Here is a 23,000-nt window from a genome sequence, read left to right as displayed (position 1 = left end):
TCAGACCCTCCTGTATGCGACCTCGTCGGGAAGGTCCGCCTCGTCGAAGGCCCGGTTCACGTCGACGATAGCTGGGGGGGCCGACAGCTCTGCAGCGACGATGTTGGGGTTCAGATTCTCCAGTTCGTCGTGGGCCGCTCCCAGCAACAGGCCGTCGAATCCGTCGAAGTTCAGTTTCTCCTGTGTCTCGATGTCGAGGTAGTTCGAGATGGTCTCGTCGTCCAGTAGCGGGTCGTACCCGACGATTTCGATGCCGAACTCCTGCAGTTCTTCGAGGACCGCGGCTATCTTCGCGTTCCGGATGTCGGCGACGTCGGCCTTGTACGTCAGTCCGGCGGCCAGAATACGGCAGTCCGCGAGCGGTCGGCCCGCCTCGGTCAGTGCCTTCACCATCAGGTCGGCGACGTGTTTCGGCATGGACTCGTTGACCGATCGACTCGCCTCGACGAGTTCCGGTGCTCGACCGTCCCGACTCGCGCGGTGGATGAGGAAGTAGGGGTCGACGGGGATGCAGTGACCGCTGACCAGACCGGGGCTGTAGTCGTGGAAGTTCCACTTCGTCCCGGCGGCCTCGAGGACGGCCTCGGTGTCGATGTCCATCTGCTCGAAGGTCATCGCGAGGTCGTTGACCAGCCCGATGTTCACGTCGCGCTGGACGTTTTCGACGACTTTGGCGGCCTCGGCGACTTCCATCGAGGGCGCGAGGTGGACGCCGGCGTCGATGACGTGGTCGTACAGCGCCTTGACGGTGTGGCCGACGGCCTCGTTCTGTCCGCTGACGATCTTCATGACGTTTTGCAGGCCGTGTTCCTCGTCGCCGGGGACGGCCCGCTCGGGGGAGTAGCCCACGTAGAAGTCCTCGCCACAGTCGAGTCCGGAGGACGCCTCCAGTGCGGGAACCATGACCTCTCGCGTCGCACCTGGGTAGACGGTCGACTCCAGAACCACCGTGGTGCCGGGCGTCATCTCTCGACCGACGGTCTCGGCCGCGCCCTCGACGAAGTCCATCTTCGGGTCCTGATTCTCGTCGATAGGGGTCGGGACGGTGACGAGGACGTAGGAGGCCTCGGCGATGCTTCCGGGTTCGGTCGTGAACGACACCTCTCCCTCCGCTATCGCTTCGTCACCGAGGTCGCCCGTGGTGTCGTTGCCGTCCGAGAGCCGAGCGACCGTCTCTTCGGAGATGTCGTAGCCGATAACGTCGTACCCTGACTTATCGAAGCCGACTGCGAGCGGGAGCCCCACGTAGCCGAGACCGACGACACAGACCGTCGTCTCTCGGGGTGTGATCTCCTGGGGCACCTGTATCGGGCTCATACCGTCGATTGCGTCGTTGCTTGGGAGCGAATTCATAGATATCACCGGTTCACCAGCCCTCAGCGACCGATACGGGCTGTTCTCGTTCACACAACGACGTTGCGGGGTCATTCCTATGCGGCCGCTAAGTACGATAGCGACGAAATCCGGCGAAAATAACCCGACTGCGACCGGACAGACTGACTGTCGACGCTGCCGGCCGACTCCCTTCGCAAGTGCCTAAGGTCGGGCCGTTGGTCCCGACTGGGTTCGTCACATACACTGCAGATCGGGACGCGCCCGTGCCCGCCCGAAGCGCGCGTTTGCACGCGAGAGAATCAGAACAATGGCTCGCCACCGGGCCCGGAACACCGCTTAAATCTCGATTAAACGCGGTCTGCAGTCCGTACACCCCACACTTGGCACGACAACTTGTGACACTCTCACTCGTCGGCGGCCGTCTCGAACTGTTCGCGCGTGCTCTCGGCGTCGAGGGTCGGCGCCGTCACGTCGCCGTCGTAGACGACGCGGGGGACCGTCCAGATCTCGTTTTCGTTTGCGCTCGTAAGCGTCCGCTCGACTCGTTCGCTGTAGGCGCTCTCCGATGTCGCCGCCTGTCGAATCTTCGACGGACTGGAGACGCCTGCAGCGCTTGCAAAGCGCGTGAGCAATTCGGGTTGCCCCCATTGATACCGCTCCTGTGGTTGGTTGGCGAAGACGTACGTGAAGTACGTCCAGAACGACTCGGGGTCCGTCTCCCAGACTGCGAGTCCGGCGCGCGTCGACCGCGGCGCGTCGGCACCGAGGAACGGTTCCCTGCCACGGTAGGCGACCGCCCGGAACCGTACCGAGACGTCACCCGGTCGGACGAACTCGTCGACGAGGTCGGGCAGTTGCGAGAGCACGAACTCTCGCGTGTAGGGGCACTTCCAGCTACCGTAGAGGGTCAGCGTCTCCTCGTCGTCGCCCATCGTCGGGTACGCTGTCTGCTCCTCGGGGAGCGTAACAGGGGACAGCGACACCGAGGGTTCCGATATCGTGACGTCGTCTATCGACCACCCGGCTTCGGTCTCTGTGGCTTGTGGCGTGTCGGTCGCCGTCTGCGTCTCGGTCGATCGAGCCGCTGATTCCGACGTATTTGGGACGCTCGTCCGTTCGCTCTCGGTCGGTTTCTCGCTCTCGGAACCGCCGACGGTGTCGACGACACTCGCACAACCAGAGACGGTGATAGCCGACCCAGCGGTGAGCGCTGCAAGGAACTCTCTTCGAGACGGTCTCTCAGGCATTGCTGGACACACGTTCGGTCGTCGGTTCATTATTTAGCGGGTAAACTGTCTGGGAACGCTGGCGACGTGCGACGCGTCACCTCTCGGGACGCTGCACTCGGCTTGTCCCCGTCTGGTGTCCCGCTTAGACCCTGTATAGGAATGGCCCGTAAAGCCGTGGATACCAACGAGTCCTTCCCGTCGAATCGGGACCAGGGTGAGAACACATGTACGTACGAACACTGTCGCCAACTTCGATTGACCCCATGAATGGACCGCCCGCGTCGACTGCAGCAACCTCCACCTCCGCTTCCACCTCCGACGGCCGACGCGAGGTGAGGGCCTGATGTGCGGTATCATCGCACATGCTGGGGCAGACGACGCGGTGGGGACGCTTATCGACGGGTTGGAACGTCTCGAGTACCGTGGCTATGACTCTGCCGGCATCGCCGTCCAGAACGGCTCCGGTATCGCAGTGCACAAGCGCGCGGGCGACGTCTCGGAAGTCCGCGAGGAGATTCAGACCGCGGCGTCGTCCGGTGACGTCGGTATCGGACACACGCGCTGGAGTACCCACGGGCCGCCCACCGACGAGAACGCCCATCCTCACACCACCGATACGGACAACGTGGCCGTCGTACACAACGGCATCATCGAGAACCACGCCGAACTCCGCGAGTTCCTCGCCGACGAGGGCTACGAGTTCACGAGCGACACCGACACTGAGGTCATCCCGCACCTCGTCGAACACTTCCGAAAGGAAGAGAGCGAGACCATTGTGGCCTTCCGACGCGCCGTCGAGGAACTGGAAGGCAGTTACGCCATCGCCGCCCTCGTCAGAGACGAGGGCCGAGTGTATGCGGCCCGTGCCGGGTCGCCGCTAGTCCTCGGCCTCGACGACGACCAGTACTACCTCGCGAGCGACATCCCCGCGTTCATCGAACACACGCGCGACGTCGTCTATCTCGAAGACGGCGACGTGGTCGTTCTCGAACCGAACGAGGCACAGATTTTCGACGAGAACGGTCTCTCCGTCGAACGGAGCGGCGAGTGCGTCGACTGGAACCCCGAGGACGTCGGGAAGGGCGCGTTCGACCACTACATGCTCAAGGAGATTCACAACCAGTCCAGTTCGCTCTCGAAGACGATTCGCGGACGGGTTGACCCCGACAACGGGCGGGTCGCCCTCGAAGAACTCGACGCCGAAATTCTTGACGGCGTCGAAAACGTCCACCTCGTCGCCTGTGGGACGTCGTATCACGCCGCGCTGTTCGGGGCGCGAATGCTCACTGACGCCGGCGTCCGCGCCCGCGTGTTCCGTGCTAGCGAGTACGCGAAGATGGCCGGGCCCACGACCGAAGGGACGCTCGTCATCCCGGTGACCCAGAGCGGGGAGACGGCGGACACCCTTTCGGCACTACGGACGGCTACTGAACGCGGCGCCACGACGGTGACGGTGACGAACGTCGTCGGGTCGACTGCCGCACGCGAGGCAGACGAGAGCGTGTTCATTCGTGCCGGCCCCGAGATCGGCGTCGCGGCGACGAAGACGTTCACGTCACAGGTCGTCACCCTCATCCTCCTCTCGCAGAAGATCGCGGCCGAACTCCCGAACGCGACGACTCGGGAGGACCTCCCGGAACTGCTCGCCGCACTCGAACAGGTCCCCACGCACATCGATCAGGTCGTCGAGACCAGTCGCGCGGCGGACCTCGCCTCGCGGCTCTTAGAGTACGACGCGTACTTCTTCATCGGCCGCGGGATGAGTCGCCCAGTGGCTCTCGAAGGCGCGCTGAAGTTCAAGGAGATCACCTACGAACACGCGGAGGGCTTCGCTTCGGGCCAACTCAAGCACGGCCCGCTCGCGCTCGTCACTTCTCAGACGCCCGTCTTCGGGCTGTTCACGGGTGATGAAGCGGAGAAGACGATTACGAACGCGAAGGAGGCCCAGACGCGAGGGGCCGAGATTATCGGCATCGGACCGGAGAACGGCCCGGGTGCGGCGGAGTCCGACGCCTATCTCCGAGTCCCGGATACGCACCCCGTCTGTCAGAACCTGCTCGCAAACGTCCAACTCCAACTCGTCTCGTACCACACGGCAAAGCAACTCGATAGATCCATCGACAAACCACGCAATCTCGCCAAGAGTGTAACTGTCCAGTAATGTCGCTCCAGATGAAGCAAGTCGACCGGGACATACGTCCGATGAACAAGGAACTGTTCGGCGTGTTCGGCGATACGAACACGTTCGAACAGTACCGGTCACCGGACGAGTTCGATCGAGTCGTCTCGGGACCCGACCTCACGTTCGGCGTTCGGAGTTCGGAACTCGACATCCCCGGTCGAACTACCGTCTACGAGAACGAGGCCGGTGCCTGTGCCATCTGGGGAGAGGCGTATCCTCGTTCTATCGACGGCTCAGACCCAGCGGAGTGGGCACTTTCGGAGTACGCGGCTCACGGGACCGAGGCACTCACCGGGTTCAACGGATCGTTCCTCGTAGTCGCCGACCACGAGGACCAGTCCGGTATCGTCGCGACCGACAGCGTCCGGAGCCGGGAGTGCTACTACGCGGATACCGGCGGGACACGCGTGTTCGGCACCGATCCCGCGACTGTGGCCGCGGCCGTTCCCACCCCGCGAGTCGACTACGAACCGCTTTTAGAGTTCCTTCACTTCGGTGTCGTGTTCGACGACCGAACGGTGTTACAGCAGATCAGTCGGATTCCCTTCGACAGTTGGTTGACCGCGACAGACACTCACGAGTTCGGGCGGTTCGTCTACGAGTCTCGCGAGTTCGACTACGCTGCCGAACTGGCCGAGCGGATGCGCCGAGCGCTCGAACGCCGGAATGACCTCCCCGGACGGAAGGGCGTCCTGCTGAGCGGTGGGTACGATTCACGCACGATTCTCGCCGGCATCTCCGACCTCGACGCTGCGTACACCGTCGGCGAGTCCGATAGCTCCGAACTCACCGTGGCGGAGAAACTCGCGACCCAGTATGGGATTCCTCATCAGGCGCTCTCCGTCGACGAGCGCTATCTGAACACGGACCTGAGTACCGTCAAGTACGGCCACGGTATCATGGAGTCGCTCCACATCCACCACGCGGGGTACATGGACCAATTCGACGTGGACACCATCTACCACGGCGGCCTCGCCGATACGATGCTGCGCGGGCACTTCCAGCCGATAACCGGCGTGGAGGTGTTCGACCGGAAGTGTCCGCCGTACCGTATCGACCCCGACCCGGACATCGCCAACCACTTCGCCGAGAAGTTCGGGTATCTCCCCGCCTCGGAGATGCTCTCCCGGGACACCACGGTATTCGAAGAGTCCGGCAAGGAGTTCCTCCGGCGTCGGGTCGACGAGGTACTCGACCGCTGGGACCATCGGTTCGAGAGGCTCTACGACGGGATGGCCCTGTTCGGGATACTCAACCAGCCGTCGCGGCCGTTCCGATTCCAGTTGAGCGACCAGTTCGTCGAGTCCTGCGTCTCACTCGACGCGGAACTCATCGAGTGGCATCTCGCCACACCACCCGAACACCGGAACACGCAGACCTACCTGCGTGCGCTCCGGAAACTCGACGACAACATCCTCCACCACCGACCGCCGGACAGGCCGTACGATTCGTACACGTTCAACCAGATAGACAACTTCCTCAGGCGAGCGATGCCGTTCGTCTCCGGCTATCAGGGACCCTGGCCCGACCGTGCGAAACTGTACGACCAGTGTGGGCTCGACGAGAAGATATTCTCGGAGTCGCCGGACGTCCAGGAGCTTCCGTGGCGTCTCAAACTCCGCGTCAACGACATCACCACTTGGCTCGATTCTACGACTGGGGACAGTTCGATAGACCCGTCCGACCTCGTCCAACCCAAAGACTCTCAGACGACGGCCGGACCGTACGGTCGTAGCTGAACGGCACGTTATGAATCGCATTCTCGCTGTAAATCCTGATTAATCTTTCTGGAACGATACACCGCTTGGCAGCTACGACGGTTATCAACTTGCTATCTCAGACATGTGGGGTAAGCTACACGAACCTCTATTTGCCGACCAGTGGAATTGCCCTTCTTGTCTGGAACTCCCCTATTAAGATGAAATTAACTGGGCGAACCGGATTATTTGAAAAAATCCCGCTAGCACCGCCGTTCGATTTAAAACGTCCGACTAACGTCTGACAAGCCAAAAAGGCTATCAGTTATTGAGTTCATTGCTCGCGCAACATGGACAAGCGTCAGTTATCGAGCGTAATCAGGGTTATCCTGGCTTTAACAACAGTCCTGGCGTTCTCTGCCGGCGTCGCAGCCGGCGCGGGCGCCGCAAGTGACAGCGCGGAAACTGCGTCGGCCACCATCGTGGGCGTGAGCCAGACACACTCGGCAGGTTCTGTCGGAAACACGACGTATGTCTGGGGGCACACCGCTCAGGGGCAGGCTGTCAACGCCTATCTCATCAGTGTGGAGACGTCGTCTGCTGGACCCAACACGGAACTCTGTCTCGAAACGAACGGTGCCACGACCTGTTCGCCGCTCGCTAATACCTCTTCGCCTACGCTCTCTTATCCATCTAACTCGAACAGCACCGAGACGACGCTGAACCTGACGCTCCGAGACGCCGAGACTGGCGACGTACTCGATGCCCGCTCTATCACCCAAGAGCAGATCCCCCGAACCGGCGATCTCGACGACGACGGGCTGAACAACGAAAACGAGGTCAACCAGGGAACGAACGTCACCAACACCGACACCGACGGCGACGGTCTGACCGACGGCGTAGAAGTCAAAGAACACGGAACGTCGCCGACGGCAGCCGACACCGATGGGGACGGCCTCTCCGACAGAGTCGAACTCAGCGTCGGCGCCGACCCGATGGCTGCGGATACAGACGGTGACGGCCTCACGGACAAGCGCGAACTAGAGCTCGGGACCGACCCGGCCGCATCGGACACGGACGGCGACGGCGTCGCTGACAGCGTCGAACTGTCCGAGGGTACTGATCCCACGCTTGCCGACACTGATTCCGACGGTGTCACGGACAGCCGCGAACTCGCCCACGGGACGGACCCGACTGTCGCCGACACCGACGGAGACGGGCTCTCTGACGGCAAAGAGCAACGTCTGGGCACTGACCCACTCACGGCGGACAGCGACGGCGACGGCCTCGGAGACAGCAAAGAGGTCTCCATCGGGACCGACCCGACGGTCGCAGACACGGACGGTGACGGTCTCACGGACAAGCGGGAACTGGACGAAGGGACGAACCCGACCGTCGCGGATACGGACGGCGACGGCCTCGCCGACGGACCGGAACTAGACGCGGGGGCGAACCCGACGGTCGCAGACACGGACGGCGACGGGATTCCCGACGGTAGAGAGGTCCATCAGGCGGGCACTGACCCGACTAGCACGGACACGGACGGCGACCTCCTGGGCGATCAATTCGAGACCACTCTGGGGACGGACCCGACGAGTCAGCTCACGCCCGCGTGGCTGACGAGTACGTTCCTCGGCTTCGTCGTCGGTATCGGTCTGTCGATCACCGCTATCCGGAGCGGTCTCGTCATCGACGTGGTCGACAGCGTCCGGGCCTTCCAGGTGCGCCTCCTCCGGACCGACGAGACGACGCTCGATGCGGTCGAAGACACCAGTGACTCGGTTACGGTACCCGACGACGAGGGAGACACCGAACCGATATCTGACTCTGCCGAGGCCGTCATCGCGGACCGCGCGGACGGTGACCTCATCGCCGACGACGAATTGGTACTCGCGATGTTGCGCGCCGAGGCCGGGCGGATGAAACAGAGTGACATCGTCGCCGTCACCGACTGGTCGAAGGCGAAGGTGAGTCGGTTGCTGTCCAGTATGGACGAGGGCGGCGACATCGTGAAACTCCGCATCGGACGCGAGAACCTCATCTGTCTCGAGGAGGCAAAGCCGGCCCAGATGCAACTGGAGCGAGACAGGGACGAACGTTCCGGGCCGGTTGGGTCCGGAAACGTCTGCTGACCGCCTGCGCGCCCACTGCTGGCGAAACGGGCAGGGCGTCGATAGCCGCAGGACTCCCCTGTCCTGTCGACGGTGCCGTCTCAGTGGTGTCTCGCGGCCGTTCTCACATGGTGTCGGCAGTCACTCTCGACCGTTCCAGCGCGCCGCCCCCGTCGTCTCTCACCGCGTCTCGCCCGGTAAGGTGGGCTTATCGACAGGATAATCGGGGTTTGAAGGGCCGAAATGGCTGATATCGCGTTCTCTCCTGTCACCGGTTCCCCACCAGCATCGAGAACCTGCCGTTTCGTTCGAAATACCTTTCACGTAATAAATGCTGATCTGGGCCGGCTCGCCGGCGTTTTCGGTACTATGGAACGATGGCTTCCGACGGGCGAGAACGGTTTTAACACGTCTTTAGACTCGTTGCGAAACGAGTGAAACAGTTATTGACGGCGGAAACGACCGGAACAACCGTCCCTTTATATGGGGAAATGGGTTCAAGGCAGAATCGAATATGCCCGAAGCTACACTCCGCAACGAGACGTCAGACAGCACCTCTACCGAGTCGGACTCGGAGCCAGACTCCGACTCGGACTCGGAGTTGACGCGCGACGATATCTTCCACGTCCTCCAGTGTCGCCGTCGCCGCCTCGTCCTCAAGTATCTCCAGGAGTACGACGGCGACGAGCCAGCGCGCATGGGCGACATCGCAGAACACATCGCGGCTCTGGAACACGACACGACCATCGACGCACTCCGCTCCCAGCAGCGACAGCGGGTGTATATCGCACTCTACCAGTCCCACCTCCCGAAGATGGACAAGGCGGGGGTCCTCGAATACAACCAGAGTCGCGGCTACGTCGAGACGACGAGCCTCGCCTCGCGATTCGATCCCTACCTCGACAACGAGCCATCCCTGCTCCACGACGAGGAAGCGGAGGCACACACACCCACCGACACCTCAGTCCAGCGGACGGACGACACCGACCGGACGAGTGCGGACGTAGACGTAAGCTGGCACAAGCGCTATCTCTACGCTGCAGGGGGGAGTCTGTTCCTCGCGTCCGCGCTCTCCAGCGGACTCGTGTCCGCGCAACTACCGTCTCAGGTCGGTATGGGGATTCTGGTGAGTGCGCTGTTTACGTTGCTCGCTGTGAGTCATTGGGCGACCGAGTCCTCGTGGTCGGACCTCGGGTGGACGAAACCTGACGTGGACAACTGGAACGAGTGAGTGGTGTCGATGTTCCACCACTCGATGTCGATCACCACCCATATTTAACAGCACGACAGAGGTAAAATACACTATGATACTGTCAAAATCATCTACGCGCCCATCCTGGTTATCTTCGGACGAAGACGAGTCCGCTGACTCGGACCGACAGGATCCGGCGCTCGACGAGGATGCGGTGTACGACCTCCTCGGTAACGAGCGACGGCGCGTGTGCCTCAAACTGCTGTCTCAGTCTGACGAGGTGTGGGATGTTAGCGACTTGAGCGAACGGGTCGCGGAGATCGTCTCAGACCCGTCGACGTCACCGGACGACATTTACAACAGCGTGTACATCTCGCTGTGTCAGAACCATCTACCGAAACTCGACGAGGTCGACCTCGTTGAATATGACTCGGAGGCGAAGACGATACACATCGGGCCAGCCTTCGACGACATCGGCCGTCACTGGCTGGCCGATGACCAGCAACCCGACACCTCACCACCCGCGTTCCGCCTGACGCTCGCGGCCAGCGTCATCACCGTGGTCGCCGCCGGGACGACGCTACTGGTGGCCCCGGCGCTGACGTCGTTTACACTCCCTGCCCTCCTCGCGCTCCACCTTCTCGTTTTGGCTGTCGAAGCGGGTATTCGACAGTTCTCCTAAGTCTTCCGTGCACGTGCCAGCTGTGGGAGCCGCCGTGGCGGGGTGTAGTGGGCGCGTGTCGGCGATAGACGTATCTAGCCTGTCACTTCTGGATCGCTCTCGTCGCCCCCGGTCGTTCTCGACTGCTTATTCCGGCGCGGAGACCACGATCGACCGACCCTGATTGACTGTCACCTCACAACCGGCGAACGGAAACGTCACACGACACGCTCTATCACGCCCGTTTTCACTGGCGTCCGGGTCGAAGAACATATCCAGAGCGTCCGAGTCTATCTGTTCTTCGAGCGGTTCGAGTTCCGTCGGTTCCCTGTCGACTGCTTCCGCGACTGCGGTGACGACCGCCGTACTCGTGTTCGTCTCACAGTGCTCGCCTCGCTGGAACCGGTACGTGTTACTCCGAGCGTCGTATTCGACGTCGGCTCCCAGGTCGCTGTGGATCATCGTCGATTCGGTATCGTATTTGGAGGTACGAACTTATCTTGTGGCTAAGGGGTGCTATATTGATCTGGTGTCCCGGGTTCGGGACCGTTACTGACCTTCAGCGTCGAACAGTAACTCCAGTAGCTTCTTCAGCGAGACTCGAAGGTGGCGGTTGAACGTGGGCTGGGAGATGTCCAGCAAGCTAGCCACCTCTTCGGCGGTATGCTCGCGGGGCCACTCGAAGTAGCCGCTCAAGAGCGCCGTCCGAAGTGCCTCTAGCTGTCGGTCAGTCACGCGCTGCTCGAACGCGACACGGAACGGCTGGTCTCGCCTCGAAGCGCGCGTTCGCTGTGTCCGCGAGTGTAAGCGAACGTCCGGTGCGACCCGTTCGAGGGACTCTACGAACCGCCTGACGTCGGTCTCGGCCGGCAGCGTCACCAGCAGCCGCGTGGTGTCGCCGTCGGCGGTGAGGTCCCGTAAGGTTCCGCCAGCACTGAGTATCTCGCTCACGAGCGAGACGGACTCCAGTTCTATCTCGTACAACTCGCCATCGCCGTGCGGGACGTGGTCGACGGTGTCGACCAACGGGGCCGATTCGAAGGACTGCTCGACCGTTTTCGAGGCCGCGTCGGTGACGACGAGGAACAGCACCGCGTTGCCGTCCCGGGCGAGGACGCCCTCGAAGGAGAGCGTCGCGCCGGTTTCACGGGCCACGCGGCTGAAGACGTCCGTGCCGTCCGTCAGCGTCAACTCGAGGTCGATCACCGAATCCGACAGCAGCGACCGCTTGCGTTCTATGACGCTGAGACCGTCCGTGACCACTCGGGCGACGTCGTCGAACGTGTCGGCGACCCTGCCGTCGAACGCGTCGGGGTCTGTCGCGTGGACAGTTAACGTTCCCCAGAGGCGGTCGCTCCGGTAGAGCGGCACGCTCAACACCGACTGGAACCCGCGTGTCAGTGCCTCCTCGCGCCACGTGTCCTCTCGAAGACCGGTGGTAATGTCGTCGACCACGACCATCGACTGGGTGCGGGCGGCCCGGACCGCGGGTTCGTCGACGCTCTCGTCCAACCGGAGGTCCACCGCGTCGAGATACCCCCGTTCTGTGCCCGCCCACGTCTGTGGTTCGAGACGGTCGCGCTGGCTTCCGACCGTCTCGATGCGGACGAACGCGAACCGGTCTGTCTCCGCCAGGCCAGTGACCACTCGCTGTTCGAGTTCCTCTCTGGACTCGGCGTGGACAGTCGCTCGCTGTACGGCCGACAGGACGTCGGCGAGGGCGCCACGCCGTTCGAGACGCGCAGCACGCTCGTCGAGCTCCGCCGCGTGGCTCTGCAGCGACTGCGAGCGATCTACCCGTTCGAGCGCCGCCGTCGCCGCCGTCGCGAGATCCGTCAGCCGTTCGGTGGTGCCGACGGGTCCCTGTTCGGGGGCCTCGACGGCGACGTGTAACACTCCGAACTCGCCGATAGGGAGCGACACCGTGGCTTTGCCGGCACCGCTATCCGTCTGTGACACCACGTCGCCGTCTCCGGTGACGAACGTCTCCCAGAGCCGGGTCCCGTGTCCCGCGCGCACCGGGCCTGTCGTGTCGCCGTCTGCCGGTGCCGACGCGACGCGTCGGAGGCGTTGGCCGTCGCTATCTAGAAGGTACATCGCCGCGTCGGTGTAGCCCAGTGTCGACGTCGCCGCTTCGACGACGGCATCGGCGACATCCTGTCGTGACGACGCGTCGAACAGTCGCCGAATCGTGTCGCCGGTACCGCCAAGCAGTCGGCCGGCGTCGGCCTCGCTCGTCACACTGGACCGTTCTCGTGATCTCGACTGTTCCAGTACTCGCTTGACGCGGGCCTGCAGAACGGCGTCACCGGACGACTCGTCCGGGTCGAGACGGACGACGTCCGTCGCACCCGCTTCGATTGCCTTCCGCTCGTCGGCCACGGTCACGTCCATGCCGGCCAGGACGAACGGGAGGTCGGGGGACGCGTCTCTGACGTGTCGGAGCAAGTCGACGCCGCTGCCCCCGTCGACGGTCTGGGTGCTTACGAAGACATCCGCATCGGTACCCGCTTCGAGGTACTGTAACGCTGCCTGCGCCGAGTCGAACGAGACGACTGACGCTCCGTCGTGGCCGTCGCTGAGTGCTGACAGTGCGTCTTCCAGTCGTTCGCTCTCGCCTCCGACGACGATCGTCGCCGGCCAATCGAGCGTCACGTGACTGAAGTCTGATGCCATTAGACTGTCGGGCGGGGCGTCGCCGTCTGGTGACCGATTACCGCGCCCACCGACTGACGACTCGGCACCGTTGGTGTCTGCCGGTCCGATCCGTCGTGCGTAGGCGGGCGAGCCGCCATCGTCAGTCCTCCGTTCGCTCGATGGTGATCTGGACGTCGTCGCCGTCTTTCAGGAAGTACTCGCTCGGCTGGACTCGCTCGTCGTCGACCTCGATGGCGATGGTCGTGTCAGACTCGCTGCTGTCGTAGGTCGTCCCGTTGAACGTAATCGAGTCTTCGGTGACGTTGACGCCGTTGAGCGAGTCGAGGGCGTAGTCGAGCGTGATGTTCGAGGAGTGAGCGTGCCAGTACTCGCCCTCACCGCCCTCGAAGTGGAAGTGCCGGTCGTTCGACTGGTACTTCGACCGGCTGAAGTCGACGTCCTCGCCATCGACGGTGACGGTCATGCCGCCGTGGACGTGCTGTTGTTCGTTGTCGATGTAGTTCCCCGGAACGGCGGCGTTCATGTCGGCCGTCTCCACGGTGACCCACACCTGATCGCCGTCTTCGAGCGTGACGGTCGTCGGGTCGACTTCCTCGCCGTTGACGCGGTAGTAGATATCCGTTCCGTTCGTCGACTCATCGTACGTCTCTCCGTCGATCGTGAGCGAGTTCGCCTGTGCGTCGACGCCGACCCGCGACAGCGACTCGGCCAGCGTCACGTTCGACTCGGCGACCCACGTGTGGGGGTCGTTTGCCATATCGAAGCCATCGCCCGACTCGTCACGGGACGGCAAGTCGAGTTCGTCCGCGGCGACGACGACGGTCATCTTCCCCGTGGCCGTCGCGTCGGTTCCGTCGGCGTCTGCGGCCGACGTCGGTGTCGACGTCGAGGTCTCCTCGGCGCCGTGACTGTGATCGTGACCGTCGTCGTGACTACCACTCTCTGCCGACTGTTCCGTGGACGACGCGTGTTCCGTCGTCGCCGCTTCGGTCGCCGCCGCAGTCGTTTCGTCGGTCGCCGTCGCGTTGGACCCACCTTCGCTCGCACCGAGGCCGGCACACCCGGCCCCGAGTACGAACAGCCCTGCGACGAGTAGTGCGAGTAACCGCCGTTTCGATATGCCAAACATCAGTATCGAGTATTGGCAGGACTGGAGAACGGTTTATTACCGGCCTGATAGAACCACTTATCTGGTGTATAATAACGCCGTTTAGAGCAGTTACGAATCACAGACAATGCGTTCTACGTCACCCATATTCGGGAACCAACTTAATTCCACCGGCGTATTATCACTATCAAAACTCTATCCGACGAACGACCGACTGGGCCTGAACGGCGACTGGCTCATCGAGGAGCAATGAACTCCCAGAACGTAATCACCCTCCTGTTCGCTGGCTGTTGTCTGTTCGCGATGGTGAGTATGGCGGCGTCTCTCGACACCGCGGTGCCGGGGAACCCCGACGACGTCGTCGACGTCGACACCGAATCGCTCCCGCTTCCGTCGGAGCAGGCCGACCAGGTCAAAAACGCACTCCAGTCCGGGGGACAGAGCGACACGCAAGGTGACTCGGGTACGACGAGCAACCCCTCGGCGGACGGCAACCAACGAGGTCGGGACGCACGTCCTACCGACGACCGGTCTGGTCAGTCTACGTCGGATTCGGGTGACGGCGCGGGCGAGAGTTCCGGACAGTCCGCCGATTCGGATGGCTCTCAGAGCGGGCTGACGAGACAGGCCGGCCTCGGGCCGGGCGGCCCGGTCGACAGTCTGCTCGACTTGCTCCGACGACTGTTCGAACGACTGCTCGCTGTGGTGGCCCTGTTGGCGGTATTGGGCGCTATCGCACTCGGCGTTTACAAGCGTCAGTTGCTTCTCGACCAACTCCGTGCGTATCTCGGCCGCGAGGGCACAGACACCGACGCTCGGGCGGCCACGACGACGGTGCCCACGCGCTCTCCGGAGAACGAGATAGAGCGCACGTGGCTGGAGATGGTCTCCCGTGCAGGGGTCGCCGACGACCCGTCGCTCACGCCCCGCGAACGCGCGGAGGCAGTCGCACAGGCCGGGTTGCACAGCGAACCGGTCCGGAAACTCACCGACCTGTTCGAGGACGTCCGATACGGCGAGCGGGCCGTCACGACCAGCGACGTTCGCGAGGCGTCGACGTACCTCCGCCGCTCGACGGGGCAGTACGATGACTGAGCCGACGGACCTCGGTCTCGACGGCCTCGAGGACTTCCCGTGGGCGCGCATCGTCCTCGGTGGCGTCGGGTTCCTCGTCATGGTCGGCGCGTTCGTCACGGCGGGGGACCTCGCCGGCGGCGTCGTCTCTTCGCTTCGCGACGGCGTCGACAACGACTACCTCCTCGTGATGGTCTTCGGCGGTGTGGCCGTCGCGCTGGGGGCGTTGGTGTTCCTCACGAGTACTGACAGCGTCCGCGTGCGGCAGATGCCGGCGGTCGAACAGCCGACGCCGGCGCCGGAACCGGGTGAGCGCTTCGACGAGCAACTCGACGGGTGGCGCCCCCTCCTCCCTGTCGTCGGTCGGCAGTCCCGTGACGCGGTGAGAGAGCGCCTCCGACAGGCGGCCGTCCGGACGGTCGCCGCCGAACGCGGATGGCCCGAAGCGAAGGCCGCGACGGCCGTCGCCGAGGGGTCGTGGACCGAGGACCCGGTCGCGGCCCGGTTTCTGGCTCACGACGAGGGTAGCGACGTCGTCGGGACCGCCCTGACGGCGCTCGCCCGCGGCGAGACGCCGATACGGTATCGCGCCCGGCGGACGATGGCCGCCATCGTCGAGCGCCACGACGGAACACGGGGGCGCCCCAGATGAGTGACGCCCGCCGAACCCACCGCTGGCGCGGCATCCTCGTCCTCACGCTTGGGGCCGCCGGCGTCGGGTTGCTCGCGAAGCGCCCGCTGTTGCTCTTGCTGTCGACGCTCGGGGTCGTCTACGCGGTGTACCCGCGCCTCTCGTCGGTGTCGGAGCCGCGCCTCGACGTCGAGCGTCGCGTGAGCGAGGAGAACCCGCAGGCCGGGACGGCCGTCGACGTGACGACGACCGTCCGGAACGTCGGCGACCGTCCGATATTCGACCTGCGTGTGGTCGACGGTGTGCCGCCCGCGCTGGCCGTGACCGAGGGGACGCCCCGCTTTGGCACAGCGCTTCGACCGGGCGAGCGCGCTTCGTTCTCCTACACGATGGAGGCAAAGCGAGGTCGACACCGGTTCGAGGCGGCGACGGCCATCGCCCGCGACCCGAGCGGCGGCCACGAAGTCGAGGTCGAGGTAGAGACGGAGACCGAAGTCGACTGTACGACTGACGTGGGTGAAGCCCCCTTGCGGTCACAGACCCTCGACGTGACCGGGCAGAACCCCGCCGACTCCGGCGGGAGCGGCACCGAGTTTCACCAGACCCGGTCGTACCGACGGGGCGACCCGGTCGGCCGCGTCGACTGGAACCGCTACGCCCGGACCGGCGAACTGACGACGATAGAGTTCCGTGAGGAACAGACCGCGAGCGTCGTCGTCGTCGTCGACGCGACGCCGGGGGCGTACCGGGGCCGCGAGGGCGAACCACACGCCGTCGTCGCGGCCGTCGGCGCGGCACAGCAACTCGCCGAGACGGTTCTCGACGGGCAGAACCACCTCGGCCTGTCGGTGTTCGGGCGTGACGACCTCTGGCTCCCGCCCAGCAGCGGCCGCCGCCACCGGCTTCGGGTACAGGAACTGCTGGCGACGCACTCGGCGTTCGAGGCACGACCGCCCGCGTCGGAGACGACGGTCGACGTCGAGGCGCAGGTGGAGACGCTGCTGGCGCGTCTCTCCGATAACACCCAACTGCTCGTCGTCTCGCCGTTGCTCGGCGACGACGTCGTCGAGGCGGTCCAGCGGTTGGAGGCCGAACGACATCGCGTGACGGTGATTTCGCCGGACGTGACGGTCAGCGACACCGACGCCGGCGGCCGCGCGTTGGCGACCATCGAGCGAGACAGCCGACTACGACGCCTCCGTCAGTCCGACGTCACCGCGGTCGACTGGGAGACGAGCGAGCCACTCTCTGCGACGCTCCGCCGCCGAACGGGGGTCGTGCACGGATGAACGCGACGCACTCGAACCCGCGACCCGCGCCCGTCAGTAGCGTCCTCGCTGTGACCGCCGCCGTCGCCGTCCTCCTCGCACTGGCCGGCGAGGGGACGGGTGTCGGCACGTGGCTGGCGGTCGAACTGGCCGGCTTGGGTGCCGTCACCCTCGGCGCCGTCGCCTACCGCACGGGCTATCGCATCGTCGGTCTCCCCGTCGCGCTCGTCGGTGGCGTCGTCTGTGCCGTCGCTATCGGTGGCTTCGGCAGTCAGAGCGGTCCGTTGAGCGAGTTACTCCGCTTGCTCCCCGGGTTTCTCGGTCTGGCCGTCCTCGCCGCCGCACTCGTCCCAGTCCGTGGCGATGGGTCCCGCTCCCTCGTCAAACTGGGGACCGGCGGCCTCTTTGCCTGTGTCGTCCTCGCGGGGTTGTTCCGGACGGCGGACGTGACGCTGTTGCTCGGTACTGCCGTCGGGACTATCGTTGCGTGGGACGCCGGGGAACACGCCATCGGCGTCGGCGAACAGCTGGGCCGGCGGGCCACGACGTGGCGTCTCGAAGCGACCCACGCCGTCGGAACCGCGCTCGTCGGCGTCGCCAGCGTCGCCGTCGTCCACTTCGCCCGCGGGTTCGCGAACGACGGACTGTCGCTTGCCTCCTTCGCGATGGTGTTCGTCGCCGTGGTGTTGCTGACCGTCGCGCTCCGCTGGTAACCCGGCGTTCCGTCGCTACTCGTAACCGACGCTCGGGACGGGTACCTCGTCGAGGACGTCGTCGACCACGTCGCTACTGGTCGTCTGGTCGATGGTGGCGTCGGGGGTCAGCACGATGCGGTGTGCCAGTACCGGGTCGGCGACGGCTTTGACGTCGTCCGGCGTGACGTACGTCCGACCTTGCAGGGAGGCGTACCCCCGAGCGACTTCGAACAACCGCTGACAGCCCCGGGGAGAGATGCCGACCTCCACGCGAGGGTCCATCCGCGTCTCGCGCACCACCTCGACGATGTAGTCTTTCAGGTCGTCGTGGACGGTGATTCGCTCGGGAACCTGTTGCCACTCTCTGACGGCCGCCGTCGTCAGCACTCGTTCGGCGCTCGGCGTCTGGTCGTCACGGGCATCACGCCGGTCTAGTAGCTCCCGCTCGCCGGGTTTCGGCGGGTAGCCCAGACTCGTCTTCACGAGGAAGCGGTCCTTCTGTGCCTCTGGCAAGGGGAAAGTCCCCTCGCCGCTCTCGACCGGGTTCTGGGTGGCGATGACGAAGAACGGTTCGGGCAGGTCGTGGGTTTCGCCCTCCATGGTGACCTGTCCCTCCTCCATCGCCTCCAGCAGGGCGGCCTGTGTCTTCGGTGAGGCGCGGTTGATCTCGTCGGCGAGGATGACGTTCGCGAAGATCGGGCCGCTGCTGAACTCGAACTCCCGGGTCTTCTCGTTGAACACGTACGTCCCGGTGATGTCCGTCGGGAGCAGGTCGGGGGTGAACTGGATGCGGTTGAAACTGAGTCCCAGCGTCGTCGCGAAACTCCGTGCGGTCAGCGTCTTGCCGGTCCCCGGAACGTCCTCCAATAGGACGTGGCCCCGCGAGACGACGCCGGTCAGAATCATTCGCAGCACTTCCTCGTCGACGACGACGGCGCTCGATACCTCGCTCAATACGGCCGTTGCTCGGTCTCCGGCCTCGGTGACGTCCATACACGCCGGTTGGCCACACGGACAATTACTAACTGAGTGCTAATGCTTAGCGCCGACTGACACGACAGCGCTGCGTGTCCGCTCGCTTCCTCTACGCCCCACAGACGGCCTCGCTGGCGTGGTCTCACCGTGTGACCTGCCCTCCGTGTCACCGCGGGCTATCGCCGTCGGTAAGGCTCTATTACTCGCCCCGGCACGTCGTTTTCGGGTGATGTCACCCCGAGGACGCGCGGTTACCGGAGTCGGTGGCTCTCGATGTTACCGTACTGCTACAGTATTCTCATTGACGTTTATGTGGGATTTACCGCCCGAGTAATAAGGGCGTCGACGGACCGAACTGGGGTCGCATGACGCTCAAACTTTCGCGTTCACAGATTACGGCGGTGCTCGCCGCGCTGCTGGTGCTGCTGGCCGGGTGTTCCGCACTCGGTGGCTCCGACGGTGAGGCGCCGACGGAGACGGATGCAACGACCGAAGAAGCGACGGCGAGCGAAGCGACGACCGAAGCGCAGACGGAGACGAACACGACGAGCGAGGACGCCGCGTCCGAACTCTCGGGACGGATGCTCGTCGTCGTCGAAGGACAGGAAAAGCACCTCGACACCGAACCGGGTGCGAAGTTCTCGTTCAACGAGACCGACGAACACACCTGGGAAGCCGAGGAACCGCTGACGCTCGCCGAAGCGCTCGAAGCGGCAAACGTCACGGCCGAGCCGGACTCGCTGACGATCGACGGCGAGACGTACAACGAGAGCGATACGAACACGACCATCACGTATCAGGTCGCCGGCACGGAGATCGAGGACCCCAGCGAGTACGAACTTGAGGACATGAACCCCGCTCACGAAATCGTCGTCCGCGTCGACGACCACGACCAGGAGGTCCCCGGACGACTCGTCGAACAGTCGCACCCGCACCCGCACGGCCGACTGAACATGACGGTCGACGGCGAACCGGTCGACTTCACGCAGGAGCGGTACGTCATGTCGTCCGAGGCCTTCCACTTCCACGGCGACGAGGACGCCGCCCGCTGGCACGGTCACTCGCTGAACCTCACGGCCGCCTACGCCATCTCGACGTTCCCCGGCATGGAGGTCTCCGGTGACTCGATGACCTACAACGGGACGGTCTATCAGCGGAACGGGAGCGAGACGTCCTTTACCGTCACTGTCGACGGCGAGGAGGTCGACCCGAACACGTACGTCCTGAAAGACGGTGACTCCGTTCAGGTCACGCTGAACGAAACGGACGCATCGCCGGTCAACCAGGCAGCGAGCTAACGCCGGGACTCCCGATTCGGACGCTGGGCTGTCACCCACTCGACGTACTGTCACGGCTCGTTCTCGCCCGTCGTCTACGAGCGCCCGTACGAGCGCCGCTACTATAGTAACAATTGAAACGATTCACACACCGACCGCACCGCCGTCATGCGGTCGGGTGTGCATTGATTTTCAATGGCTACTATAGGCACCCGACTCTGCTCGTCGGCACCGCCCTGCGACCTCCCGGACGTCAGTTCGCAGTGCTCCGAGTCCGAAACACCACGGATTCGACGGCTGTTCTCCGCTACGTCGTCGACTCGCGCTGGTCGTCTCCGCCGCGTTTCGTCGGTCTAGTTTACATCTCGTTAATCCGGTCTGGGGCGGTACCCCCACGGTTAACTACTGCATAGTGAGGTGCCTCCCTGTCGGTACGTACGGTATGGTCGATTACTTCGCCATGCAGCGAGCGATCCGTGCGACGAAAGACGAGGGCGACCTGTCTCTCGACCAGTTCGAGCGACAGTCAGACTTCGACGCGTGGCACGAGCCGTCCCATCGCGTCGACGACGCCCGCTGACGCCTCACTCCCCGGTTCCGCTCGGCTCGCCCGTCGTACGACCCGGTCGTTCGTAGCGCCTCGACGTGGCTCTGCCCCTGCGTACGGCGATATACCGTGGGCCCTCACCGTCGTGCGTACGGCGCCACGACGGCCGCCTCCGCTCTCCGGAGGAGTTCACCGGCGGTGCTGTGTGCACAGCCGAGTTCCTCCGCGACGTCCTGAACGGTCCCCGTCCGCGGGACCTCGTAGTAGCCGACGCTGAGAGCGGTCTCCAGTGCCGTTCGCTGCCGCGTCGTGAGTCGCGCGTTCGAGCGCATCCGGTGGAACTCACGCACCCGCTCTATCGTCACGTCTCCCAGCGCACGGAGGTCATCGTAGAAGGCACTCAACGCACCCGGATCTCCGACGGCCTCGAACTCGACGGCACCGGACGCTTCGAACACGACAGGCGGCAAAAAGACGACGCCGGCGTCGGCGACGACGGTCATCACCGGGTCGGGGAACTCGAACTCTCGCTGCTCGACGAACGCGTAGGTCCCGTCTCCGTCGCCGACGAGCGTCGTCGTGACAGCGTCGATGGCGTCTAACACCGTTTGTACTTCCGCTTCGGTCCCGTCGTACCAGCAAAGCGTCGTGACTTCCGCCGTCGGACCCCACATCAACAGCTCCGCGCGAGAGATGTCGGTGTCAGTCATCAGTCGGTCGTGCATCGGGTGTGTCAGGTCCGGGGGGTAGCGAACTCTGAACCTCGTCCGCTTCATACGACCCGACTCGCACGGCATCATAAATAAAACCGGACTGATCCGGCAATGAATACTCACTGTCCGAACCCGTATCGGGCGACGATGACAGAGCGCGCTTTGGCACCGGTTCGGCGTCCGGACACGGACGACACACGCACGCGGACTACGACTATCACCGGCGACCGAACGCTCGCGTACGCGGAGTACGGGGCGAGCGACGGGGTCCCAGTCGTCTTCTTGCACGGTACGCCGGGGTCCCGACTCCTCGGCTCGCTCTTTCACGACGAGGCACAGCGGGCGGGGGTACGGCTTCTCGCTCCCGACCGGCCCGGGTTCGGCCGGTCCTCGACGTGGCCGACGCGTACGCTGTCCGACACTGGGTCGTTCGTGGGTGCAGTCCTCGACGACGCCGGCGTCTCTACGGCGGGCGTCGTCGGCTTCTCCGGCGGCGGTCCACACGCGCTCGCCGCAGCGTCGACGCTCGAAGACCGGATTCTCGAAACAGACGTCATCGCTGGTCCGGCACCGCCGGCGCTCCGGACGGAGGTGCCTTTGGTCCAGCGTACCCTGTCCGCACTCGCAGCCCACTTCCCGACTGCGCTCTCGATGCTTTTCGGGGTACAGGCCCGTCTGGCAGCGCGGCTCGACCCGTCGTTCGTGGTCGACCAGTACACGGCCGAGGATGCCACCGACGCCGTCCCCGACGACGTCGCAACGGTCGTCCAACGCGACTTCGTCGAAGCGTTCAGCGAGCATCGACGCGGGGCCGCCCACGAGTTTCACCTCGTCGATCGACCGTGGGTCGAGTTGGTCGAGACACTCGACGGCCCCGTCAGATTCTGGCACGGTGTACGGGATACGAACGTCCCAGTAGCGGGCACTCGTCGACTCTGTGACCGACTGCCGGACGCACGGCTGACGACCTTCGAGGAGGCCGACCACCTCCAGACCCTGCTCCGAAGTCGTTTCCCGGTGCTGGACCACTACAGCTGACCATCGAAGACGGCCGCTGGGCGCACCTTCTGCCCGTGTCGAACTGTCTAAACTGACCAAAACAATCGAAACTATCGACCGCTTACGCTCTCTGCACGGTATAGAGCGTGTACGGTCGTGTGTCGCCCCGGCGGTAGGAACGCTGTCGGTTCCCGGGAGCGACGTTTCGGAGATGCTTAGTCGGTGCGTATGTCTGCCGATTCCACATCGGAGGGACGTGATACGAGTCCGTTCGTCCCCACGACTGGTTCGGGACCGCCGAATTCACGACGGGCCTGCCTCCTTGTGGCAGCCCCGACGGCAGTCGTCTCGGCGACGATGGGCCTTCGAACGCTGGCGCTCGACACGTCGGCAAGCGACGGCCGACGTGTCGAAACACCGGCTCTCGTGACCGGCGCCGGACCTGCGGGGGTTCGTGGGACCGATTCCGGACGGGATGTGGGCAGAACGGGGGCCACGCCGATACGTGGCTCGACGACTCGAACCGCGACCACGTACGTATCCAGTACCGAAGTGCTGGACGATTCCTCGCGAACAGCCGCGACTACTGACCGGCGACCGACGCCTGTGACGACACGGACTACTACCAAACTCGCACGGTCAGCCACA

19 protein-coding genes are annotated in these 23,000 nt (G+C 64.2%); 12 read left to right on the top strand and 7 right to left on the bottom strand.

Translation table 11 applies throughout. The features are described from left to right. Together IEY28_RS10290 and IEY28_RS10285 are read right to left on the bottom strand one after the other, a co-directional pair. Nucleotides 1-1,317 (bottom strand): nucleotide sugar dehydrogenase, encoded by a 1,317-nt coding sequence (locus tag IEY28_RS10290; RefSeq protein ID WP_220639434.1) that lies wholly within the window; start codon nt 1,315-1,317, stop codon nt 1-3. A 422-nt stretch (nt 1,318-1,739) separates the two neighbouring features. Continuing rightward, nucleotides 1,740-2,582 carry a DsbA family protein gene (locus IEY28_RS10285; protein ID WP_188997040.1) on the bottom strand — a complete coding sequence of 281 codons (843 nt, stop codon included), beginning with the start codon at nt 2,580-2,582 and terminating at the stop codon, nt 1,740-1,742. Between the two features lie 325 nt (nt 2,583-2,907). Between IEY28_RS10285 and glmS the strand changes: the two genes are divergently transcribed. The 5 genes from glmS to IEY28_RS10260 all read left to right on the top strand — a co-directional run bounded on the left by glmS (nt 2,908) and on the right by IEY28_RS10260 (nt 10,428). Next, entirely contained in the window at nt 2,908-4,725 is a 1,818-nt protein-coding gene (gene glmS, locus IEY28_RS10280) for a glutamine--fructose-6-phosphate transaminase (isomerizing) (RefSeq protein WP_188997038.1), read from the top strand. Next, nucleotides 4,725-6,485 (top strand): asparagine synthase-related protein, encoded by a 1,761-nt coding sequence (locus IEY28_RS10275; protein WP_188997036.1) that lies wholly within the window; start codon nt 4,725-4,727, stop codon nt 6,483-6,485. Before glmS ends, IEY28_RS10275 begins: the two co-directional genes overlap by 1 nt. A 542-nt stretch (nt 6,486-7,027) precedes the next feature. Beyond that, nucleotides 7,028-8,575 carry a DUF7343 domain-containing protein gene (locus IEY28_RS10270; protein ID WP_188997034.1) on the top strand — a complete coding sequence of 516 codons (1,548 nt, stop codon included), beginning with the start codon at nt 7,028-7,030 and terminating at the stop codon, nt 8,573-8,575. A gap of 493 nt (nt 8,576-9,068) precedes the next feature. Continuing rightward, on the top strand, nt 9,069-9,785 hold the full coding sequence (locus IEY28_RS10265) for a DUF7344 domain-containing protein (RefSeq protein ID WP_188997032.1): 717 nt from the start codon (nt 9,069-9,071) through the stop codon (nt 9,783-9,785). 73 nt (nt 9,786-9,858) lie between these two features. Continuing rightward, nucleotides 9,859-10,428: a DUF7344 domain-containing protein gene (locus IEY28_RS10260; RefSeq protein ID WP_188997029.1), complete on the top strand. Its 570-nt coding sequence runs from the start codon at nt 9,859-9,861 to the stop codon at nt 10,426-10,428. A gap of 126 nt (nt 10,429-10,554) precedes the next feature. Here the strand turns inward: IEY28_RS10260 and ddfA are convergent, their stop codons facing one another. From ddfA to IEY28_RS10245, 3 genes are all read right to left on the bottom strand, one after another. Further along, on the bottom strand, nt 10,555-10,869 hold the full coding sequence (gene ddfA, locus IEY28_RS10255) for a DdfA family disk-determining factor (RefSeq protein WP_188997027.1): 315 nt from the start codon (nt 10,867-10,869) through the stop codon (nt 10,555-10,557). 87 nt (nt 10,870-10,956) lie between these two features. Continuing rightward, complete coding sequence (locus IEY28_RS10250; protein ID WP_188997025.1) at nt 10,957-13,083, bottom strand: bacterio-opsin activator domain-containing protein; 2,127 nt, start codon at nt 13,081-13,083, stop codon at nt 10,957-10,959. Between the two features lie 121 nt (nt 13,084-13,204). Continuing rightward, on the bottom strand, nt 13,205-14,194 hold the full coding sequence (locus tag IEY28_RS10245) for a hypothetical protein (protein ID WP_188997023.1): 990 nt from the start codon (nt 14,192-14,194) through the stop codon (nt 13,205-13,207). Between the two features lie 228 nt (nt 14,195-14,422). On the opposite strand from IEY28_RS10245, the gene IEY28_RS10240 reads away from it, so the two are divergent. From IEY28_RS10240 to IEY28_RS10225, 4 genes are read left to right on the top strand one after another with little or no spacing between them, the layout of a single operon-like run. Continuing rightward, nucleotides 14,423-15,268: a DUF4129 domain-containing protein gene (locus tag IEY28_RS10240; RefSeq protein ID WP_188997021.1), complete on the top strand. Its 846-nt coding sequence runs from the start codon at nt 14,423-14,425 to the stop codon at nt 15,266-15,268. Next, nucleotides 15,261-15,899: a DUF7269 family protein gene (locus tag IEY28_RS10235; protein WP_188997019.1), complete on the top strand. Its 639-nt coding sequence runs from the start codon at nt 15,261-15,263 to the stop codon at nt 15,897-15,899. The genes IEY28_RS10240 and IEY28_RS10235 overlap by 8 nt, the downstream gene beginning before the upstream one ends. After that, a complete protein-coding gene (locus IEY28_RS10230) occupies nt 15,896-17,167 on the top strand; it encodes a DUF58 domain-containing protein (protein WP_188997017.1) in 1,272 nt (423 codons plus the stop codon). Before IEY28_RS10235 ends, IEY28_RS10230 begins: the two co-directional genes overlap by 4 nt. Next, nucleotides 17,164-17,859 (top strand): DUF7519 family protein, encoded by a 696-nt coding sequence (locus IEY28_RS10225; RefSeq protein ID WP_188997015.1) that lies wholly within the window; start codon nt 17,164-17,166, stop codon nt 17,857-17,859. The genes IEY28_RS10230 and IEY28_RS10225 overlap by 4 nt, the downstream gene beginning before the upstream one ends. A gap of 15 nt (nt 17,860-17,874) precedes the next feature. Here IEY28_RS10225 and IEY28_RS10220 read toward each other — a convergent pair whose 3' ends face one another. Beyond that, nucleotides 17,875-18,834 carry an AAA family ATPase gene (locus IEY28_RS10220; RefSeq protein ID WP_188997013.1) on the bottom strand — a complete coding sequence of 320 codons (960 nt, stop codon included), beginning with the start codon at nt 18,832-18,834 and terminating at the stop codon, nt 17,875-17,877. A gap of 347 nt (nt 18,835-19,181) precedes the next feature. On the opposite strand from IEY28_RS10220, the gene IEY28_RS10215 reads away from it, so the two are divergent. Next, nucleotides 19,182-20,114 (top strand): hypothetical protein, encoded by a 933-nt coding sequence (locus IEY28_RS10215; protein ID WP_188997011.1) that lies wholly within the window; start codon nt 19,182-19,184, stop codon nt 20,112-20,114. Nucleotides 20,115-20,535: 421 nt separating this feature from the next. Next, the gene (locus IEY28_RS10210) at nt 20,536-20,673 is read left to right on the top strand and encodes a hypothetical protein (RefSeq protein ID WP_188997009.1); all 138 of its coding nucleotides are present in this window, start codon (nt 20,536-20,538) and stop codon (nt 20,671-20,673) included. A 104-nt stretch (nt 20,674-20,777) separates the two neighbouring features. Here IEY28_RS10210 and IEY28_RS10205 read toward each other — a convergent pair whose 3' ends face one another. Beyond that, a complete protein-coding gene (locus IEY28_RS10205) occupies nt 20,778-21,416 on the bottom strand; it encodes a helix-turn-helix domain-containing protein (protein WP_188997007.1) in 639 nt (212 codons plus the stop codon). Nucleotides 21,417-21,500: 84 nt separating this feature from the next. Here IEY28_RS10205 and IEY28_RS10200 point away from each other — a divergent pair, with 84 nt between their 5' ends. Next, entirely contained in the window at nt 21,501-22,391 is an 891-nt protein-coding gene (locus IEY28_RS10200; protein ID WP_188997004.1) for an alpha/beta fold hydrolase, read from the top strand. The last annotated feature ends 609 nt before the right edge of the window (nt 22,392-23,000 follow it).

The sequence above is a fragment of the Haloarcula pellucida genome (assembly GCF_014647235.1).
GTDB lineage: Archaea > Halobacteriota > Halobacteria > Halobacteriales > Haloarculaceae > Haloarcula > Haloarcula pellucida.
Note: the sequence above shows the minus strand (reverse complement) of the source record. Positions and strands in the feature narration are given on the sequence as shown.

Excerpts from the sequence above, each read along its gene's own strand:
- IEY28_RS10290 (WP_220639434.1), bottom strand. The coding sequence starts at position 1,317 with ATGAGCCCGATACAGGTGCCCCAGGAGATCACACCCCGAGAGACGACG.
- IEY28_RS10285 (WP_188997040.1), bottom strand. The coding sequence starts at position 2,582 with ATGCCTGAGAGACCGTCTCGAAGAGAGTTCCTTGCAGCGCTCACCGCT.
- glmS (WP_188997038.1), top strand. The coding sequence starts at position 2,908 with ATGTGCGGTATCATCGCACATGCTGGGGCAGACGACGCGGTGGGGACG.
- IEY28_RS10275 (WP_188997036.1), top strand. The coding sequence starts at position 4,725 with ATGTCGCTCCAGATGAAGCAAGTCGACCGGGACATACGTCCGATGAAC.
- IEY28_RS10265 (WP_188997032.1), top strand. The coding sequence starts at position 9,069 with ATGCCCGAAGCTACACTCCGCAACGAGACGTCAGACAGCACCTCTACC.
- IEY28_RS10260 (WP_188997029.1), top strand. The coding sequence starts at position 9,859 with ATGATACTGTCAAAATCATCTACGCGCCCATCCTGGTTATCTTCGGAC.
- ddfA (WP_188997027.1), bottom strand. The coding sequence starts at position 10,869 with ATGATCCACAGCGACCTGGGAGCCGACGTCGAATACGACGCTCGGAGT.
- IEY28_RS10250 (WP_188997025.1), bottom strand. The coding sequence starts at position 13,083 with ATGGCATCAGACTTCAGTCACGTGACGCTCGATTGGCCGGCGACGATC.
- IEY28_RS10245 (WP_188997023.1), bottom strand. The coding sequence starts at position 14,194 with ATGTTTGGCATATCGAAACGGCGGTTACTCGCACTACTCGTCGCAGGG.
- IEY28_RS10240 (WP_188997021.1), top strand. The coding sequence starts at position 14,423 with ATGAACTCCCAGAACGTAATCACCCTCCTGTTCGCTGGCTGTTGTCTG.
- IEY28_RS10235 (WP_188997019.1), top strand. The coding sequence starts at position 15,261 with ATGACTGAGCCGACGGACCTCGGTCTCGACGGCCTCGAGGACTTCCCG.
- IEY28_RS10230 (WP_188997017.1), top strand. The coding sequence starts at position 15,896 with ATGAGTGACGCCCGCCGAACCCACCGCTGGCGCGGCATCCTCGTCCTC.
- IEY28_RS10225 (WP_188997015.1), top strand. The coding sequence starts at position 17,164 with ATGAACGCGACGCACTCGAACCCGCGACCCGCGCCCGTCAGTAGCGTC.
- IEY28_RS10220 (WP_188997013.1), bottom strand. The coding sequence starts at position 18,834 with ATGGACGTCACCGAGGCCGGAGACCGAGCAACGGCCGTATTGAGCGAG.
- IEY28_RS10215 (WP_188997011.1), top strand. The coding sequence starts at position 19,182 with ATGACGCTCAAACTTTCGCGTTCACAGATTACGGCGGTGCTCGCCGCG.
- IEY28_RS10210 (WP_188997009.1), top strand. The coding sequence starts at position 20,536 with ATGGTCGATTACTTCGCCATGCAGCGAGCGATCCGTGCGACGAAAGAC.
- IEY28_RS10205 (WP_188997007.1), bottom strand. The coding sequence starts at position 21,416 with ATGAAGCGGACGAGGTTCAGAGTTCGCTACCCCCCGGACCTGACACAC.
- IEY28_RS10200 (WP_188997004.1), top strand. The coding sequence starts at position 21,501 with ATGACAGAGCGCGCTTTGGCACCGGTTCGGCGTCCGGACACGGACGAC.